The following is a 16,750-nucleotide window of genomic DNA, read 5'->3' as shown; positions in this document are numbered from 1 at the left end:
GCCCCCGCTTCGCCGGCCCACCCACTCCCCAGCCCCTCACGATTACGAGCCGCCGTCGCGAAAGCAGGCCCGTCGCGCTTGGGTTGGCTGGACGCGCTGCGCGGCATCGCCGCACTCGTCGTGGTGTTCGACCACTCGTCCTATACCTTCATGGCGGACTTCCGGCGGGAGCTGATGCCGCAGTTCGACACCAGCCGCTACGGCATCATGGTGTTCTTCCTGGTGAGCGGCTACATCATCCCCGCGTCCCTGGAACGGCGGGGCTGCGTCCGGACGTTCTGGATCGGGCGGATCTTCCGTGTGTACCCCCTGTGGGCGGCTGCCGTCACCGCGCTCCTCGCCGCCCACCTGCTGGGCATCGCGCACCTACGTGACTTCGGTGAGCGGAGCGCCGTCTCCGTGGCTGTCGCTCACGTCACGATGCTCCAGGAGCTACTGGGGACACCCAATCTCCTCCTCGTGCTGTGGACGCTCAGCTACGAGATGTCCTTCTATCTGCTGTGCGTCGCTCTCTTCACGGTCCGCCTTCACCAGCGTTCCGCGGCCATCGCGGTCATCCTGGCCCTGCTCGCCGCCGCGAGTGTGACGGCCGGGGTGGTGCTGCCGGCCTCTGCCCTGTCCGGCCGGTTCGGCACCGGGCCGCTGATCGCGTTCGCCGCGTTCACCATGGGGGTTGCCATCTGCTGTGCGAGCGCGACGCCACCCGTACTGCGTTGGTTCGGCGGCGTGTTGGGCGGGGTGCCGGCGCTGGCCCTGGTCCTGTTCAACGGTACGGTCCCGATGTGGGAGGGCCTGGTGATCCTCGCCGTGATGTTCCTCGGCTCCGCTGTCCACCGTGCCGAGAACGGTCGGGTCACCTGGCGGCATGCGGCCGGCGCCGCCGTCGTGGTGATCGCCTGTGCCGTGGGGAGCGCGTACCGGTACGGCGACGGCGACCACTTCGCACGGCGCGGCTGGATCGTCGCGTTCCTGCTGGCCGTGCTCACCTTCGCCGCCGGACTGGCCGCGCGCCACCGGCGCACACCGCGGCTCCTGGCCGCGTTGGGGACGATCAGCTACTCGGTCTACTTGGTGCATCCCGTACTGCTGGCGGTGATCGACGGCACGATCGGCAGGCGGCGGCAGGACAGTCTCGTGCTCGAACTGGCCTTCTTCGCCGTGCTGTTGCCCCTGTGCCTGCTGACCCACCGTTACGTCGAAGTGCCGGGCCAGGCCTGCGGTCGCGGACTGGCCCGCCGTCTGGGGAGCGGGGCTCGCTGAGGGAGGGCCCTCACAACAGTCCGAGGTCCCGGGCGCGCAGCGCCGCCTGGGTGCGATCGCGCAGGGCGAGCCGGGTGAGGATGCGGGAGACGTGGTTCTTGACCGTGCCCTCGCTGAGATAGAGGTGGGCGGCGATCTCCCGGTTGGTGTGGCCCTGCGCCACGAGCCGCAGGATGTCCGTCTCGCGTGGGCTCAGGGGGACAGCCGGCGGCTGAGCCGTGCCGGGGGAGGGCAGGGAGGTGGTGAGGTGGCGGGCGACGGACGAGTCGAGCTGGGTGACGCCCGCGTGTGCCAGGCGGACCGCGTGGGCGAGCTCCTCGGCCGGGAGATCCTTGAGCAGGTAACCGTGGGCGCCGGCCCGCAGCGCCCGCACGACGTACTCCTCGTCGTCGAACGTCGTCAGCATCACCACCCGGCACTCGGGGGCCCGCTCGCGCAGGACGGCCACCGCTTCGACGCCGTCCATCCGCGGCATCCGGACGTCCATGAGGACCACGTCCGGGCCCAGTTCCACGGTCTTCGCCACGGCGTCCCGGCCGTCCACGGCCGTGCCGATCACCGTGATGCCCGGCCGGATGGAGAGCAGGGAGGCGATACCGTCCCGGATGAGCGTCTGGTCGTCCACCACCAGCACACGCAGCGGCGGCCTGGGCTCCTGGAGGTCCATGTCACGCCTCCCCTGCCGTGCCGCGCGGAACGGTCACGGTCAGCCGCGTACCGGCACCGGGATCGCTGTCGATGTCGACACTCCCCGCCACGAGTTGCACGCGCTCCCTCATCCCGAGCAACCCGACCCCGGCGGTGGCCTCGGCCGGTGTGAAGCCTCGGCCGTCGTCGGCGACCACGAGCCGTGCGGCGTCCTCGGCCAGCCGGAGCACGACCGAGACCCGCGTAGCCCGCGCATGCCGACGCGCGTTGGTCACACCTTCCTGCGCGGCCCGGTACAAGGTGGTCAGTTCGGCCGTGCCGTAGCCGTCCTGATCCCCGCTCACCTCGACGCTCACCCGCGGCGCCACCGCACCGCCGTGCGCCAGGTCGGCGAGCGCGGCAGCGAGCGTGGGGTGCGGCGGCGTCTCACTCCGCAGCGCACGGACCGACTGCCGTACGTCGCCCAGCGCGAGCCGCACCGACCGGCGCGCCTCGTTCAGAGCCCGCTGGGCCGCGTCGGGGTCCAGGGCCCGGAACTCCGAGGCCATCTCCAACTGCACGGACATCGCCGTGAGATGGTGCCCGAGGCTGTCGTGGATGTCCCGGGCCAGCCGATTCCGCTCGGTGGCAGCGGACAGCTCGGCGACCCGCGCCGCGTACCCCTCCAGGGCGAGCCGCGCGTGCTGTTCCCCGACGGCCACGGCGGCCATGGCGAGCGCCAGTACCAGTCCGACGCAGAGCATCAGCAGGTCGGACACGTGCTCCGGGTCGCGATACCAGCCGGGCACGGCCAGCACGTACGCGGCGAGCGGCCCGGCCAGGCAGAGCGCGCCCAGCACCAGCGCGGTCGTGCGGCCGAAGGCGAAGTAGGCGGTGAACGGCAGCAGCACGACCAGCACAGGGGACAGCCCCGAGGCGTCGAGGAGCACCACCACGCCGATCAGCGCGCAGCGCGCCAGCAGAATCGGCATCCGTCCCGCGGCCCGGCGGCGCGTGCCGAGGGCGCCGGCGCCCCTTTCCAGGGCGAACAGCGCTCCGATCGCGGCGACAAAGCCGACGGTGCGCCACACCGCGGGCCCGGGACCGCCGTCCAGATCGGCAGCCGTGTAGTAAAGGCCGCCGACCAGTACGGCGCCGTACAACAGAGGCGGCACCCACCGCACGGGCACATACGTCGCCATGCACACCCCCTCGCCCACTCCGTCAGGCTAGGCCGAACACCGCGTCCGAGGGGACACCGGCGGGGAACTCCGGCCGAGGCCAGGCCGAACGGCACATGCCGAACGGCCGTACAGCGCACGGCAGATGGTGACTTCCGGCCCCCGGTACCCCCGTTCTGCACCTCCCGCCGCCGCTCAGCCGCTCCCTACGGTGACGGCCCTGACCCGACTGTCCGAGCCCGAGTAAACCGGAGTGGCCCGATGTCCTCACCCGTCAGCTCATCACGCATCACCTCACCATCTGTCGCCTCATCGACGTTCCGCGCCGACGCCCTGTGCGGGGCGCTGGCCGGCCTGCTGATCGCCCTGCCAGCGCTGGTCGAGACGTTCACCGGCGAGACCTCCGCGACCAGCGTCGCCCTCGCCCTCGCACCCGCCTTCGCCCTGCCGCTGCTCACCGGACTGCAACTGCGGCAGAGCACGGCCACCGGCCGCTTCGGAGACCTCGCCCGCACCGTCAACCTCATCGGACTCGGCCTGTTCGGCGGTGCCGCCTTCGCCTCGAACCTGGTGCTGTTCTACTTCGCGGACGACGTCGTCGAGGAAACCCTGACCGGCCCCACCCTCCCCGTCTTCCTCGGCTCCGCGGCCGTCTTCGCCGTGGGATGCGCTCTGTTCGGGGCCGCGTTGATCCGCGCCCGGGTGTTCCCGAGGACCCCGTCGTGGGGCTACGCCGTCGTTCTGCCCCTCTTCGCGTTCCTGACCGGTCTCCCCGACTCCGTGCTCACCAGCGCCCTGCACATCGTGGTCGGCGTCATCCTGCTGTGGCTCTCCGTCGCGCTGTGGCGGCTGGCCCGGAGCGTCGATCACACCGTGATCCCGAACCGGGTGTCCGCCTGAGCCTTCGTGGGTCTCGACCGCCCCCTCGCATGGGGAACATGAGGAACCTGCGTCGCCCGGCGGGCCCCTACCTGCTTCCAGGCTCGTCCGCACCCGACTGCCGGCCGTCCGCCGGGCGCGCGTCCCCCCACCCCAATCGGATCACCGAGTACGTCTCACCGTCCCTCGGCGGACGCGTCCAGGAGCGGGTGGTGAAGGTGTGCAGCCGCCCGTTCACCAGGGCATGACGCGGCAGCGACACACCGAACTCCACGGCCACCGCCTCCAGCAGCGACCGCTCCGCTGAGGCCATGTCCTCGGGGGAGCCGAAGAACCGGCTCGGGTCCAGCGCTCGCGGTATCTCCCCGCTCCGCCGGACCTCTCCGTCCGCGTAGGTGAACGCGTACTGCTCGGCGCCGTCTCGCGCCACCGACAGATGGAAGGACCGCCTCCCGTGCCCTGCCCGCAGGCCGCTCCACACGACCACCGCGCGCGTGCCCGCACTGGCACCCTCGGCCGGCGAGATGAACCGCCGCTGATCGAACAGGGCGGGTTCGCCGTCGAAGGCGAAGCTCCAGCCGGGACCGGCCCGGCCGACCGCCATGAGAGCCCTGTCGTCGTAGGAGGAGAACTCCCGCTGGTTGCCCCGCGTTCTGCGGTGCGCCTCCCAGAGGGTCATGGGCGGGTTCAGCACGGCGGCGTCCCCGTTCCCGTCGCCGCCCGCGTCTCCATCCCCATGCCCATCCCCATGCCCGTCCCCGGTCCCGTCCGGGTCCGTGAGGCGTGCGGGCAACTCCTCCGGCTCCACGCCCTCCACCAGGACGAAGCGGTAGGACGTGCGGTTGTTGCCCGGGTCCGGCTCGGCGAGCCACGCCAGCTCGCTCAGGTCGAGTTCGGCCGTCGGCGTCGGCGCGTCCCCGCTCTGTCCTCCCTTCGGGGCGGACAGCATCTCGCGTCCCCGCTCGATGGTCAGCAGCGGCCCGAGCACCGGGTCGGCGACCCACCCCAGGGGTGCGAGGTGGTCAGGTCCGAGGGGCTCCCACAGGGGCAGGGCGGCCATCAGTTGCCGCCACGCGCCGTCGGTGTCCCCCCACCGAGCCAGCTCCCGGGCCCGCTCGACCGCGTCCCCGAACGGTCCGGTCGGCGTGTACCGGTACGTGCCGTCGCGCACCTGGTCCAGCGTCGCGTAGGCCAGTGCCATCACGTTCGCGTCGGCGCCGACCAGATGGAACTTCAGCGTGGAGTCGTCCCGGTACGAGTGCGCCGCGTGCTCGGCGACCAGCGGTGGCAGCAACTCGGGTGCGTACCGGGGGTCCGTCACCAGGCCGTCGAAGTACACCATGTAGGTCTGTCCGAGCAGGCGCCGAATCTGATCGCCCAGCCCGGCGGCTCGCGGCCTGCCGTACGACCTGGCCTCGTCCAGTGCCTTCACGGCCCGTTTCCAGTCGCCGCGCAGCGTCTCCAGCCGGGCGTTGTCCATCAGGGCGTCCAGCTGTCGCGTCGTGTCGTTGGCGAACACCTGATGCGTACCGCTTCGGTGGGCGCGGAGGCTGTGGAACTCCCGGTACATGTCCCGCATGAACTCGCGGAAGTTCGCGTGCCGCTCGGGTGGCGCGGCCCGCCAGCTCGCCCATGTGTAGACGGCCCACTCACCCTCCTCATCCACATCCTCGGGGTCCAGGAGCACATGGGTGGCATCCGACTCGACCTCGAGCTGAAGCCCGCGCCGCCAGAGGTCGGCCTCCCGCCGTTCCTCGGGGTCGGAGTCCTCGTCCAGGTACTCCTCGAAGAGGTCCGCGAGCTCCGACTCGTTGTTGTGCCAGTGCACCTCCTCGCACCCCGCCAGCAGCCACACGAACCCGCCCGCGTGCCGCCATCCGTCGCTGACCGCGAGGAACTCCCGGTACGACGGAGGCATCCGGCGGCCGAGCCGCTCCTCCATGGCCGCGATCCGCTCCGCCGGGGCAGGCGCGAACCCCAGCCAGCGTGCCTGCCGGGCGGCCTCGTCGCTCTGGTCCCGCGTCTCGTCGTCCCGCAGCGAATCCGCCCACTCGCCACTCCACGTGAGCAGGAAGGACCGCCAGTCGAATCCCGTGGTGTCCGTCATGCATTCGATGCTGCCACCCAGCACTGACAATGCCCCGCCACCTGCCGCGGCCCAACTCCCTTGTGCGGTACGGCCGTGAGCGGTCGGACCCTACGGTGCCCCGTCACCACCGTCGATGGACTCCGCCAACGCGGCGGCCGCCGCCCTGAGGTCTGTTCTGATCGCCCGTTCTTGCGGCAGCAGATCGTGCTGTCTGCCCACGACCGACACGGCGGCCCGGATACGTCCGTCGGCGTCACGCACAGGAACGGCGTACTCGACGACGCCGTGTTCGAACTCGCCCTGCGCCGTGATGACGCCGCCCTGGCGGTCACGTTCGTTGGCGGCGACCAGTTCCGCCACGGAACGGGCAGCGTGGGGACCGCCGACCCCGATGAGTTCGTAGTCGTCGAGAAGGGTGGAGATGTCCTCGGGGGTGTGGTCGAGCAGGAGGGCCCGGCCCGCGCCGGTGCACCAGCACGGGGTGGCCAGACTCGCCGGACCGAGCCGGTCGGGTGCCATGCCCGAGGCGGACTCCGCGCGCACGAGCCTGACTTGGACGCCGTCGAGGACGGAGAGTCGCGCGCCCGCGCCGTGTTCGACGGCGAGGCGGCGCAGGATCGGGCGGCTGCGGCGGACCAGACCGGGATGCAGGGACCCCGCCACGGCGAAGAAGGCGGTGCCGGCGCGTAGCGTCGAGTCCTCCCGGCGCTCGAGGAAGCCCCTGTCGCACAGGTCCTGAGTGGTACGGGAGGCCTTGCTGCGCTCGATGCCGACCTCATCGGCGAGCCTGCTGACGTTGAATCCGGCCCGGCCCGACGTCTCACGGTCCAGCACGGTGTTGACGATCCGCAGTGCCATGCGCAGCGACGAGGCCGTCGCCTTCGCCGTCGGTCTGGGCGCGGGCTCGTTCGTCGTCACCCGCGCACTATAGCCAGCGCTCACCCAAGAGCTCCGGCGGCCGCCGCGGTCGGCCGTCGTGTCCGGAGCTCTTCGTGTCACGCGGTTCGAACCCCGCTCAGACCGCCTGGTGCAGGGCGAACACCCGGGCGGGGAAGCCCGAACCGCCCTGTGGCTTGGGCCAGGTGGCGACGATCAGGGCCCCGGCCTCGGGCACGAGGTGGAGGTCGGCCATCAGCTCGATCTGCCAGCGGTCGCGCGCCAGCACGTAGCGCTCCAGGCTGAAGTCGCCGGCGGAGGTGGCGAGTCCGGGGTCGGTGTCGGTCTGCTCGTGGCCGATCGCGGTGACGCCGGCCTCCTCGAAGAGATAGCGCAGTACGTCGGCGGACCACCCCGGGTAATGACTCACGCCCGCCTCGTCCTTGTTGGCCATGGCGGCCGGGTCGGGCCAGCGGTGGCTCCAGCCGGTCCGCAGGGCCACGAAGGAGCCCGCCGGGACACGGCCGTGGCGCGCCTCCCAGGCCGCCACGTCGTCCAGGGTCGGTACGGCGTCGGGGTCGACGGAGACCCGGTCGCTGATGTCGAGCACGACCAGCGGCAGGATCATCTCCTCGACGGGTATCTCGTCCAGGGCCCGGGCGCCGGCCACGAAGTGCACGGGCGGGTCGACATGGGTGCCCCACTGGCCGACGATCGTGTACAGGTGCACGTTGAAGCCGTCGCCGCGGGACATGTCGAAGGGCATCTCGCGCCGCTCGTCCGGGAAGGCCGGGAAGTGTGGCTGGCCGGGGTGGAAGGCATGGGTGAGGTCCGTGCGGACCGTCTTCGTCGTCAGCTCCCGGTGCAGGGCCCACAGGGGCGGTTCGGTGCTGGTGGCGGTGTCCGGTGTCATGGGCGCCGGGTCCTCTCGGTGAGCGTGCTCGGGAATGGTTCGCGGGGGCCGGGTCAGGCTCGGGAGACGAGTTCCAGCGGGGCGGAGAGCTCGATCACGGGGATCTCCCAAGGGTGGGCCGCGGTGAGGCGGGCCAGCACGCGCGCCAGATCCTCGTCCGTCACCGCGTGGACGTACGTGGTCACGGCGACGGTGGGGGAGAGGGACCGCTCGCCGATCGCGCCGAGGGTGGGGCGGGCTCCGGGGCGGACGGTGAACCCCTCCGCGCCGAGGGTCACCTCGAAGACGTCGCCGTACACGCCGAAGTCCCCGAGCTCGGGTGAGGCCTCCAGTACGCGCAGTAGCGAGGCGAAGGACTCGTCGGAGCGCAGCGCTTCGAGATCGCCTTGCGCGCAGGCGGCCAGGGTCGCCTCCGCGACCGGCCAGTAGGCCTTGACCCTGCGCACCGCGCGGCGCCGTACGGACGGGTCTGCGGCTTCCCGGTCTCGTTCGGCGGCTTGCGGCGGCGTCGTCGTGGCCATGCGTGTACTTCCCTCGGGCGTTCGGTGGCAGCTGTTGCACAGGCATGCTAGGCGTGCATTAAATGCATGGCAAGATGTGAATGATGCACAGCTCGGGATCTTGGGGGAGGGCGCCGGTACAGTGCGGACGGACGAGCACAGCGGTGACCTCCCGGTGCGCGGACGCGCCGGGGCGACGGAGGAGTACGAGGGGCACGTGGACTCGAGCGTGGCGAAGGGCCTGGACGTCCTGTCGGCGCTCACCCGGGGCGCGGCCGAGAGCGGGCGCCAGGGTTCCGCCGCATCCGTGTCCGAGCTGGCCCGGCGGATGGGCCGCGACCGCAGCCAGCTGTCCCGTGCACTCACCGCCATGGGCGCGGAGGACTTCGTCGTACGCGACGAGGCCTCGGGCGCCGTGGCACCGCACTGGCGGCTCTACGCCACAGCACGGGAACTCACGGCGCACCGTCTGCGCACCGACGGGCTCACGGCTCTGGAAGGCATGGCGGCGCAGACCGGTGAGAGCTGCTACCTCGGTGTGCTGGTCGGCGACACGACCGTGACCATCGCCGAACGGGTGCCGCCCGGCAGCCGGCAGCTCGGTTCCTGGATCGGCCGCCCCTACCCGGCGTACTGCAGCGACTGCGGCCAGGCCCTGCTGATGGACGCCGACGACGACGAGGTGGCGGCGGTCTTCTCCCGCACCGACTTCGTCCGCCACGGTCCCCGCACACCCACCGGCCTCGACGACTTCCTGGACAGGCTGGCGCTGACCCGGCAGCGCGGTTACTCGATCGTCGACGAGGAGGCCGAGCCCGGCCTGTACTCGGTCGCCGTACCGGTCCGCGACTTCACGGACGAAGTCGTCGCCGCCGTACAAGTCGTCGGACCGCGCCGCCGCCTGGAACCCGCCACGAGCGAGATCGTGACCGTGGCGCTGCGCTGGGGCCGTCGCCTGGAGGAGGCCTTGCGCGGGGCGTGACAGGCGGCCCCTCAACTCCGAGGGCAAGCCGGTCGGGTGGCCGCTCCGAACTCCCTGAGACGGACATTCCATCGGCAACAGGGAGTTAGTGATGAAGCGGAACATCACACGCACATCCGGACGTCGGCGGGCCAGTAGGCTCGCCTGCGCCCTCGCCGCCGCCGGCCTCCTCGTGGGCGGCGGGATCGCCGCGGCGGGACCGGCCAGCGCCGACACCTTCTGCGGAGAGACCGGGGACGGTGGTTTCGGGTGTGTGATCGACCAGGGCGACGGAACGTTCAAGATGGTCAACAGCAACGGCGACATCGTCTACAACTGGTGACGCCACAGCCGAGGCCAGGCGTCTGACCCGACCACGGGCGGACGGCCACCGGATCCTGTCGGTGCCCGTCCGCCCGTCTGCGTTCCGAGCGTGCGGCCGCCATACTCGGTGTCCTTGCTCCCTCCGGCCGAAGAAGGGCACCCGCCGTGGCTCAGCCGACAACCGACGACCAGCCCCAAGTCCTGCCGCCCGCCGTCGCGTCCATGACCGTGCTGGTCGCCGCCGTCATCGTCCACGACCAGGCCACCCACCGCGTCGTCCTCCTCCAACGCGGCCGGCACGCCAAGTTCGGTCAGGGCATGTGGGACCTGCCCGTCGGCAAGAGCGAACCCGGCGAGCCCATCACCGCGACCGCGGTGCGCGAGCTGTACGAGGAGACCGGTCTGACCGTGTCGCCCGAGGCACTGGAGGTCGCCCACATCATCCACGGCGCCCGGGGCGTCGAAGCTCCGGGCGGCTTCCTCACCGTCGTCTTCGCCGCCCGCGAATGGACCGGCGAACCCGTGAACCGTGAACCGCGCAAGCACGCCCAGGTCAGGTGGGTGGACGCCGACGCCGTACCCGACAACTTCGTCAGGACGTCGGCTCGCGCTCTCAAGTCCTACCTCTTCGGTGGGCCACAGGTGTCCCTCGGAGGGTGGGACTGAGAGTCGACCTCAGGGGCCGTCGGAAAAATGTGCGCGGGTATGTCGATTCAGGCACTGTCGGAACGACGCAGAGGTGAGAGAACGACACCGACACAAGAGGTGAAGACCATGCCCAAGGTCCGCGTGCACAATGTGACGATCTCCCTCGACGGCTTTGTGGCCGGCCCGAACCAGCGACTGGACGCACCGTTCGGTGACGGCGTCGGCTGGGGCGACGACCTGCACAGCTGGTTCATCTCCGCGTCGGAGGACGCGGCCGCGGGGAAGACCGGAATCGATGTCGACCACTTCGTCCGCGGCGACCAGAACATCGGCGCCACGATCATGGGGCGGAACATGTTCGGGCCGCAGCGCGGGCCGTGGGAGGACGAGTCCTGGCAGGGTTGGTGGGGCGACAACCCGCCCTACCACCACGACGTCTTCGTGCACACCCACCACCTGCGCCCGGCGCTGGAGATGTCCGGCGGCACCACCTTCCACTTCACCGACGAACCGCTGGAGACGGTCCTCCAGCGCGCGTTCGACGCCGCGAAGGGCAAGGACGTCCGGATCGGCGGTGGCGCGGCGATCATCCAGCAGTATCTGCGGGCCGGGCTGATCGACGAACTCCACCTGGTGATCGCGCCGTTGCTCATCGGGCGCGGGGAGCGGCTGCTGGACAACCTGGGCGACGGGATCGACGGCTACCGGGTGACCGAACTGATCGGCTCACCGAACGTCACCCATGCGAAGCTGGTCCGCCGCTGAAGCGCCGGAGCGGACGGCCCCGGGCCCGGAACTGATCGATCTCCGCGGACGTCATGACCTTCATGGCGCAGGGTGGGAGCACGATGGGCGAGGAGCCGACGTGGCCGGAGCTACTGCTGATCTTCGCTGCCGTCGCGGCCGTTCCCGTCGTGATCGGCGGGGCGCTGGTCCTCACCCTCATCGGCCTGGTGATGTGGGTGACGGCACCACTGCGCCGCCGTAGACGCGCTCGCTCCGCAGACAGCGGCGGCGAGGTCGGTCGAGCCTAGGCGTCACCACATCGTCCGAACGTGATGGGACAGGTATGCGAATCGTCGTCATCGGCGGCAGCGGGCACATCGGCACCTTCCTGGTGCCCCGGCTGGTCCGGGCCGGTCACGAGGTGATCAACATCAGCCGCGGCACCCGCACCGCGTACGCCGATTCTCCCGAATGGCAGCAGGTGCGTCAGGTCGTCGCCGACCGGGAGCGGGAGGACGGTGAGGGCACCTTCGGCGATCGGGTGGCCGGTCTGAATCCGGACGCCGTCGTCGACCTGGTCTGTTTCACCCTGGAGTCGGCCGCGGCGCTGGTCGCGCGGCTGCGGGGCGGGACCGGGCACCTGCTGCACTGCGGCACCCTGTGGCGCTACGGCCCCAGCGACAAGCTGCCGATGTCGGAGACCACGGGGACCCCGCCGGTGGGGGAGTACGGCATCCAGAAGGACCGCATCGCGCGGATGCTCAAGGAGGAGACCGCTTCCGGGGGTCTGGTCACGACGTCCCTGCACCCGGGGCACATCGTCGGTCCCGGCTGGGAGCCGATCAACCCGCTGGGCAACCTCGACCCCGCCGTCTGGTACGCGCTCTCCGCCGGGCAGCCGGTGCGGATCCCGGGCATCGGCGTCGAGCTGATGCACCACGTGCACGCCGACGACGTGGCGCAGGCGTTTGAACGGGCGATCGAGCACCGGGACGCGGCGGCGGGCGAGGACTTCAACGTCGTGGCCCCCACCGCGCTGAACGTGCGCGGGTTCGCCCGTGTCGCGGCCGGCTGGTTCGGGCAGACCGCGTCGCTGGAGTCGGTGACGTGGGAGACGTTCCGCCAGGGCGCCACGCCGGAGCATGCCGAGCAGAGCTGGGAGCACCTGTACCGCAGCCACTGTCTCTCCATCGAGAAGGCCAGGGCCCTGATCGACTACGCCCCGCGCTACGAGCCGGAGGAGGCCGTGCTCGAATCCGTCCGCTGGCTGATCGAACACGACAGGCTGAAGGTGGCCCGCCCGCTCGTCGTGTGAGGGAAGTCCAGGGTGCGGCCCCGGCTCAGTGAAGCCCGCTCACCGGCCCGCCGGTGCGGCCGTGGTCCGGCGTGGCACCAGGGTGGGGGAGAGCTTGATCTGGACGGACGGTTTCCGGCGGTCTGTGATGCGCTCCAGGAGCAGACGTGCTGCGTTGTCGCCCATCGCGCGTCCCGCCTGGTCGACGCTGGTGAGCGAGATCGGGCCGAGCGCGGCGAAGGTCGTGTTGTCGTACCCGGCGACCGAGAGGGAGCCGGGAACGGCGAGGCCGGCCTCGGTGACCGCCTCCAGCACCCCCATCGCGACGATGTCCGCACCCGCGAAGACCGCGGTGGGCCGGCTGGAACGGCCGAGGAGTTCCAGCGCGCCCCGGTAGCCGCCCTCCGCGGTGTAGCTGGTGGAGACGACGTCGATCTCCTCGGCGAGGCCGTGCTCCCGCATGGCGCGCCGATACCCTTCGGCGCGTTGGGCGTTGGGCATCTCCTGGATGCGCGTCGGGTCGGTCTCGTGATGCTCGATGTGGGCGATCCGGCGATGTCCGAGCCCGGCGAGGTGCCCGACGACCAGGGCCGCTCCGGCCATGTCGTCGTCCGTGACGGTGTCGTACGTCGGTGAGTTGCCGTGCCTGCCCACCACCACGGTCGGTACGGCGGAGGCGACCTGCTCCAGATGGGAGTGCGGTGAGACGGGGGCGACGAGGACGAGGCCGTCCATGCCGCGGTCGACCATCGCCTCGGTGACCCGGGCCTCCTCCTTCTCCCCGTTGCAGCCCGGTCCCAGCAGCACCTGGTAGTCGGTGTCGGCGAGCCGGGCGGTGACACCGTCGAGGATCTCGGGGAAGAACGGGTTGCGGATGTCGGGCAGCATCACGCCGATGGTGTACGTCTGGCCGCGCAGCCCCCGGGCGGCGGCGAGAGGACGGTAGCCCAGCTCGTCGATCGCGCGCCGGACCTTCTCCCGCATCTCGGGACTGGCCCCGTAGGCGTTGCGCAGCACCTTGGACACGGCGGTGGTGGACACCTGGGCGTGCCGGGCCACGTCGACGATGGTGACGCGGCGGGGCGATGCGGGCGGCTCCATGCGGCTTCCTCCGGCGTCATGGGAAACGTTGCCGCAGAGTGTACGGGTCCGGCCGCTGTTCGGTCCGTGCCCGGTCACGCGGACCGGTGCGCACCGTCGTAACAATCTCGCAGCGTGCGCGGCATCTTGACGTCACGCATCACGCTCTCTAAGGTCTGGCCCACCCTTTGGGAAACGTTACCCACGACTCCGCCCCACCCGGGCCACCCCTCCAGACAGCAGAAACCGGCAGCTCCCCGATCGATGAGTGAGTGAATCGTTTCAAAGTCGCTTCAAGGAAGCAGGTCCGCACGTGAAGGTCGTCCACGCCCGCCCAGCGCGCACCACCCCACCGTGGTGGTTCATGGCACCGGCGCTACTGCTCTTCGCCTTCGTCGTCCTGGTGCCGAGCGTGCGCGGTGTGTACTACGCCTTCACCGACTGGGACGGCCTGGATCCCGACTTCTCGTTCGTGGGACTGGGGAACTTCGCCGACATGATCGGCGACGCCGACGCCCGGCAGGCCGTCTGGCACACCCTGCTGATCGCCGTGTCGATCACCGTCGTCCAGAACGCCCTGGGACTCCTGCTGGCCCTCGGCGTCAACACGGCCATCAAGTCCCGGAACCTGCTGCGGGTGCTCCTCTTCGCCCCGGCCGTGATCACTCCGATCGTGACCGCCTACCTGTGGCGCAACCTGCTCGGACCGGACGGCGCGGTCAACAGCCTCTTCGGAGCGGTGGGCCTGGGCGGCTCGGAGCAGGACTGGCTCGGCGATCCCGATCTCGCCCTGTGGGCCGTGGTCGGGGTGACCGTGTGGCAGTACGCGGGCTACTCGATGGTCATCTTCCTGGCCGGGCTCCAGTCCGTGCCCCGCGAGATCCACGAGGCCGCGTCGATCGACGGGGCCGGCCCGGCGCGGCGCTTCTGGTCGGTGACCCGGCCGCTGCTGGCCCCGGCGTTCACCATCAACCTGATGCTCTCGATCATCGGCGGCATCAAACTCTTCGACCAGGTCTACGCGCTGACCGGCGGCGGCCCCGGTCACGCGACCGACACCATCTCCACGCTCATCTACAAGGACGCCTTCACCCTCGGCGAGTTCGGCTACAGCATCGCCCTCGCAGTGGTCCTCACGATCATCGTGGCCGTCGCCTCGACCGGCCAGTACCTGGCCCTGTCCCGCAACGAGAGGGCCGCGTCGTGACCCGCTACCGCCCCCGCACCCTGGGCCTCGAACTGGCGATGATCGCCGCCGCCCTGGTCATCGGCTTCCCCGTGTACGTCCTGGTCAACCTGGCCGTGCGACCCGCCTCGGACACCTCCTCGCCGCTTCGCCCGACGTCCTCGCCGACCTTGGAGAACTTCACACAGGCCTGGCAACAGGGCTCGCTCGGCGGGGCGTTGGTCAACAGCGTGCTGGTGACGGTGTGCAGCGTCGCCGTCGTGCTGGCCGTCTCCTCGCTCGCGGCCTACCCGCTGGCCCGCATCACGGCCCGCTGGTCGAGGGCGACGTACCTGCTCGTCCTCCTCGGCCTGGTACTGCCCTTCCAGCTCGCCTCGCTGCCGCTGTACCAGACCATGCGCGACCTCGGCCTCCTCGGCACCCCCTGGGCCCTGGTCCTGTTCTACTCCGGCCTCCAGGTGCCGTTCACGGTCTTCCTCTACGTCGGCTTCCTGCGCGCCCTGCCCCGCGACTTCGAGGACGCCGCCCTGATCGACGGCTGCACCCCGCTGAAGAGCTTCCGGTACGTCGTCCTGCCCATGCTCAAACCGATCACCGTGACCGCGCTCGTGCTCAACGCGGTCGCCGTCTGGAACGACTTCTTCACCCCGCTGCTGTACCTCAGCGGCAGCGCGCAGCAGACCATGCCGGTCGCGATCGCCGGCTTCGTCGGCCAGTACGTCACGGACTGGAACCTCATCTTCGCCGCTCTGGTGATCAGCATCCTGCCCGTGCTCGTCGTCTATTTCCTGCTCCAGCGCAGCATCATCAACGGCTTCGCGGGCGGGCTGAAGGGATGACCTCCGTCGCCTTCTCCTCAAGGGAGACATCATGAAGACACGCATCACCACCGCCGTGGTCGCCGCGGCGACAGCCACCTGTGTGCTGGCCGCATGCAGTGGCGGTACCAAGGCCGGTTCCGGCGGCGGGGGTTCGAAGACCCTCACGCTCGCCTCGGTCGACCAGGGCTCCGTCGAGGACGTCGTCAAGGCGTTCGAGAAGGCCAACCCGGGCGTCAAGGTCCGCTACGCCACCAGCGGCGCCGACCAGTACCAGCAGCAGATCCGCACCCAGCTGTCCTCCGGCACCGCACCGGATGTCATGTCGGTGTGGCCCGGCAACGGCAACCCCGCCGCCACTCACGTCCTGGCGAAGCCGGGCTATCTGCGCGACCTGTCCGACCAGCCGTGGGCGGCGAAGATGCCGGACGCGATCAAGAGCGTGGCGCAGTACGAGGGAAAGACGTACAACGCGATCTTCGGGCAGAACGGCATCGGCGCCGTCTACAACGAACAGGCCATGGCCAAGGCGGGGCTCACCCCACCGGACACCTGGACGAAGCTGCTGGCGTTCTGCCGGGACGCCAAGGCCAAGGGGACGCCCGCCTTCGCGCTGGGTAACCAGGACAACTGGGTGACCCAGCTCGTGCAGTACGCCCTGGTCGCCACCACCGTCTACGGACCGGACCGTGACTTCGACCAGAAGATGCAGGCCGGGCAGACCGACTTCGCCGATTCGGCGTGGAAGAGCGCTCTCGACAAGTACCTGACGATGGAGAAGACCGGCTGCTTCCAGAAGAACCCCCTGGGCACCAACTACGAGGCCAGCCAGCAACTCGCCGCCACCGGCAAGACCCTGGGCATCATCCAGGGCAACTGGGTCATCGCCCTCCTCAAGGGCAAGAACCCCCAGGGCACCTTCACGCTCAAGGCGCTGCCCGCCACCGACACGCCCTCCGAGACACTCATCCCCGCCGCGGCGGGCGCCGGATACGGCGTCAACGCCAAGGCGAAGAACGAGGATCTGGCGCTGAAGTTCGTGAACTTCGTGATGTCGCCCGAGGGCATGAACCTGTTCGTCAAGAAGCAGGGCGGCCTGCCCTCCCTGCCCGACACCGGCTACCGGCCCGACGCCTCGCTCGCCGAACTGTCGCAGTTCATCACCTCGAACCGGACCGTGCCGTTCATGGACCAGCTGTGGCCCAACGCCAAGGTGCAGCAGACCATGCTCAGCGGCCTCCAGGAGATCTTCAGCGGGCAGTCCACGCCGGACAAGGTGCTGAAGGCGATGGACGCCGACTACCGGGCCGGATCCTGACCGACGCCCGTCGGCCGGTGTCACGCCGGCCGACGGGCAATCAGTACAGCCTCTGTTTGAAACGTATCAA

Annotated in this window: 18 protein-coding genes; 11 read left to right on the top strand and 7 right to left on the bottom strand. The window is 70.4% G+C overall.

Features of this window, described 5'->3' with window-relative positions; genetic code table 11:
- The first annotated feature begins 78 nt into the window (after positions 1 to 78).
- Positions 79 to 1,260 carry an acyltransferase family protein gene (locus ABKA17_RS36205; protein ID WP_353696590.1) on the top strand — a complete coding sequence of 394 codons (1,182 nt, stop codon included), beginning with the start codon at positions 79 to 81 and terminating at the stop codon, positions 1,258 to 1,260.
- 10 nt (positions 1,261 to 1,270) lie between these two features.
- Here the strand turns inward: ABKA17_RS36205 and ABKA17_RS36200 are convergent, their stop codons facing one another.
- Together ABKA17_RS36200 and ABKA17_RS36195 are read right to left on the bottom strand one after the other, a co-directional pair.
- Positions 1,271 to 1,927: a response regulator gene (locus ABKA17_RS36200; protein WP_353696589.1), complete on the bottom strand. Its 657-nt coding sequence runs from the start codon at positions 1,925 to 1,927 to the stop codon at positions 1,271 to 1,273.
- A 1-nt stretch (position 1,928) separates the two neighbouring features.
- Positions 1,929 to 3,089 (bottom strand): sensor histidine kinase, encoded by a 1,161-nt coding sequence (locus ABKA17_RS36195; RefSeq protein ID WP_353696588.1) that lies wholly within the window; start codon positions 3,087 to 3,089, stop codon positions 1,929 to 1,931.
- Positions 3,090 to 3,329: 240 nt separating this feature from the next.
- Here ABKA17_RS36195 and ABKA17_RS36190 point away from each other — a divergent pair, with 240 nt between their 5' ends.
- Positions 3,330 to 3,968 carry a hypothetical protein gene (locus tag ABKA17_RS36190; protein WP_353696587.1) on the top strand — a complete coding sequence of 213 codons (639 nt, stop codon included), beginning with the start codon at positions 3,330 to 3,332 and terminating at the stop codon, positions 3,966 to 3,968.
- A gap of 67 nt (positions 3,969 to 4,035) precedes the next feature.
- Here ABKA17_RS36190 and ABKA17_RS36185 read toward each other — a convergent pair whose 3' ends face one another.
- From ABKA17_RS36185 to ABKA17_RS36170, 4 genes are all read right to left on the bottom strand, one after another.
- Entirely contained in the window at positions 4,036 to 6,054 is a 2,019-nt protein-coding gene (locus ABKA17_RS36185; protein ID WP_353696586.1) for an SMI1/KNR4 family protein, read from the bottom strand.
- A 90-nt stretch (positions 6,055 to 6,144) separates the two neighbouring features.
- The gene (locus tag ABKA17_RS36180) at positions 6,145 to 6,954 is read right to left on the bottom strand and encodes an IclR family transcriptional regulator (protein ID WP_353696585.1); all 810 of its coding nucleotides are present in this window, start codon (positions 6,952 to 6,954) and stop codon (positions 6,145 to 6,147) included.
- 97 nt (positions 6,955 to 7,051) lie between these two features.
- The gene (locus tag ABKA17_RS36175) at positions 7,052 to 7,825 is read right to left on the bottom strand and encodes a cyclase family protein (protein ID WP_353696584.1); all 774 of its coding nucleotides are present in this window, start codon (positions 7,823 to 7,825) and stop codon (positions 7,052 to 7,054) included.
- Between the two features lie 53 nt (positions 7,826 to 7,878).
- Positions 7,879 to 8,346, bottom strand: coding sequence for a YqfO family protein (locus ABKA17_RS36170; RefSeq protein ID WP_353696583.1), 468 nt, complete (start codon positions 8,344 to 8,346; stop codon positions 7,879 to 7,881).
- A 121-nt stretch (positions 8,347 to 8,467) separates the two neighbouring features.
- Here ABKA17_RS36170 and ABKA17_RS36165 point away from each other — a divergent pair, with 121 nt between their 5' ends.
- From ABKA17_RS36165 to ABKA17_RS36140, 6 genes are all read left to right on the top strand, one after another.
- The gene (locus ABKA17_RS36165; RefSeq protein WP_353696582.1) at positions 8,468 to 9,307 is read left to right on the top strand and encodes an IclR family transcriptional regulator; all 840 of its coding nucleotides are present in this window, start codon (positions 8,468 to 8,470) and stop codon (positions 9,305 to 9,307) included.
- A gap of 91 nt (positions 9,308 to 9,398) precedes the next feature.
- Entirely contained in the window at positions 9,399 to 9,629 is a 231-nt protein-coding gene (locus tag ABKA17_RS36160) for a hypothetical protein (RefSeq protein WP_353696581.1), read from the top strand.
- 146 nt (positions 9,630 to 9,775) lie between these two features.
- Complete coding sequence (locus tag ABKA17_RS36155) at positions 9,776 to 10,276, top strand: NUDIX domain-containing protein (protein WP_353696580.1); 501 nt, start codon at positions 9,776 to 9,778, stop codon at positions 10,274 to 10,276.
- Between the two features lie 108 nt (positions 10,277 to 10,384).
- A complete protein-coding gene (locus ABKA17_RS36150; protein WP_353696579.1) occupies positions 10,385 to 11,023 on the top strand; it encodes a dihydrofolate reductase family protein in 639 nt (212 codons plus the stop codon).
- A gap of 62 nt (positions 11,024 to 11,085) precedes the next feature.
- Entirely contained in the window at positions 11,086 to 11,292 is a 207-nt protein-coding gene (locus ABKA17_RS36145) for a hypothetical protein (RefSeq protein ID WP_353696578.1), read from the top strand.
- Between the two features lie 35 nt (positions 11,293 to 11,327).
- Positions 11,328 to 12,299: an NAD-dependent epimerase/dehydratase family protein gene (locus tag ABKA17_RS36140; protein WP_353696577.1), complete on the top strand. Its 972-nt coding sequence runs from the start codon at positions 11,328 to 11,330 to the stop codon at positions 12,297 to 12,299.
- A gap of 39 nt (positions 12,300 to 12,338) precedes the next feature.
- On the opposite strand, the gene ABKA17_RS36135 is transcribed toward ABKA17_RS36140, so the two are convergent.
- Entirely contained in the window at positions 12,339 to 13,379 is a 1,041-nt protein-coding gene (locus tag ABKA17_RS36135; RefSeq protein ID WP_353696576.1) for a LacI family DNA-binding transcriptional regulator, read from the bottom strand.
- 343 nt (positions 13,380 to 13,722) lie between these two features.
- Here ABKA17_RS36135 and ABKA17_RS36130 point away from each other — a divergent pair, with 343 nt between their 5' ends.
- From ABKA17_RS36130 to ABKA17_RS36120, 3 genes are read left to right on the top strand one after another with little or no spacing between them, the layout of a single operon-like run.
- Positions 13,723 to 14,565: a carbohydrate ABC transporter permease gene (locus ABKA17_RS36130; RefSeq protein ID WP_353696575.1), complete on the top strand. Its 843-nt coding sequence runs from the start codon at positions 13,723 to 13,725 to the stop codon at positions 14,563 to 14,565.
- The gene (locus ABKA17_RS36125; RefSeq protein ID WP_353696574.1) at positions 14,562 to 15,383 is read left to right on the top strand and encodes a carbohydrate ABC transporter permease; all 822 of its coding nucleotides are present in this window, start codon (positions 14,562 to 14,564) and stop codon (positions 15,381 to 15,383) included. Before ABKA17_RS36130 ends, ABKA17_RS36125 begins: the two co-directional genes overlap by 4 nt.
- A gap of 31 nt (positions 15,384 to 15,414) precedes the next feature.
- On the top strand, positions 15,415 to 16,680 hold the full coding sequence (locus tag ABKA17_RS36120) for an ABC transporter substrate-binding protein (protein ID WP_353696573.1): 1,266 nt from the start codon (positions 15,415 to 15,417) through the stop codon (positions 16,678 to 16,680).
- Positions 16,681 to 16,750 lie beyond the last annotated feature (70 nt).

It is taken from the genome of Streptomyces sp. RG80 (assembly GCF_040446465.1).
Lineage (GTDB): Bacteria > Actinomycetota > Actinomycetes > Streptomycetales > Streptomycetaceae > Streptomyces.
Note: the sequence above shows the minus strand (reverse complement) of the source record. Positions and strands in the feature narration are given on the sequence as shown.

Coding starts and splice junctions, on each gene's coding strand:
- ABKA17_RS36200 (WP_353696589.1), bottom strand. CDS start 1,927: ATGGACCTCCAGGAGCCCAGGCCGCCGCTGCGTGTGCTGGTGGTGGAC.
- ABKA17_RS36195 (WP_353696588.1), bottom strand. CDS start 3,089: ATGGCGACGTATGTGCCCGTGCGGTGGGTGCCGCCTCTGTTGTACGGC.
- ABKA17_RS36130 (WP_353696575.1), top strand. CDS start 13,723: ATGGCACCGGCGCTACTGCTCTTCGCCTTCGTCGTCCTGGTGCCGAGC.
- ABKA17_RS36145 (WP_353696578.1), top strand. CDS start 11,086: ATGGCGCAGGGTGGGAGCACGATGGGCGAGGAGCCGACGTGGCCGGAG.
- ABKA17_RS36150 (WP_353696579.1), top strand. CDS start 10,385: ATGCCCAAGGTCCGCGTGCACAATGTGACGATCTCCCTCGACGGCTTT.
- ABKA17_RS36135 (WP_353696576.1), bottom strand. CDS start 13,379: ATGGAGCCGCCCGCATCGCCCCGCCGCGTCACCATCGTCGACGTGGCC.
- ABKA17_RS36185 (WP_353696586.1), bottom strand. CDS start 6,054: ATGACGGACACCACGGGATTCGACTGGCGGTCCTTCCTGCTCACGTGG.
- ABKA17_RS36140 (WP_353696577.1), top strand. CDS start 11,328: ATGCGAATCGTCGTCATCGGCGGCAGCGGGCACATCGGCACCTTCCTG.
- ABKA17_RS36170 (WP_353696583.1), bottom strand. CDS start 8,346: ATGGCCACGACGACGCCGCCGCAAGCCGCCGAACGAGACCGGGAAGCC.
- ABKA17_RS36120 (WP_353696573.1), top strand. CDS start 15,415: ATGAAGACACGCATCACCACCGCCGTGGTCGCCGCGGCGACAGCCACC.
- ABKA17_RS36190 (WP_353696587.1), top strand. CDS start 3,330: ATGTCCTCACCCGTCAGCTCATCACGCATCACCTCACCATCTGTCGCC.
- ABKA17_RS36160 (WP_353696581.1), top strand. CDS start 9,399: ATGAAGCGGAACATCACACGCACATCCGGACGTCGGCGGGCCAGTAGG.
- ABKA17_RS36175 (WP_353696584.1), bottom strand. CDS start 7,825: ATGACACCGGACACCGCCACCAGCACCGAACCGCCCCTGTGGGCCCTG.